This window comes from Citrobacter sp. TBCS-14, assembly GCF_005280805.1.
GTDB classification, from domain to species: domain Bacteria; phylum Pseudomonadota; class Gammaproteobacteria; order Enterobacterales; family Enterobacteriaceae; genus Citrobacter; species Citrobacter gillenii.
This window is the reverse complement of sequence record NZ_SZWM01000086.1, coordinates 1-227: the sequence shown is the minus strand read 5'-3', so window position 1 is coordinate 227 and position 227 is coordinate 1. Positions and strand designations below refer to the sequence as shown.

Below are 227 nucleotides of genomic sequence, written 5' to 3'. Positions count from 1 at the left end.
AACTGCAAATGATGGGCGACGTGTTCGCTTAATGATCGTTGAAGTGGTTCGTACTGCGCTGCAGCAATTTTCCAGTGTGACATAATGATTTCCTTTTCATAGTGTCTACAACCATCCTTAAATAGTAGATTAAGAATGTACTTATACTGTAGCAGGCATCATGTAAGGAATTGTAACTTAATATAAGGTTTATTTAACTTTAGGCTCGTAAGGTAAACGTGACAGGG

1 pseudogene is annotated in these 227 nt (G+C 37.9%); it reads right to left on the bottom strand.

Features of this window, described 5'->3' with window-relative positions:
• Positions 1 to 83 (bottom strand): annotated as a pseudogene (locus FDX22_RS30800) (carbon-nitrogen hydrolase family protein); the annotation flags it as partial.
• Positions 84 to 227 lie beyond the last annotated feature (144 nt).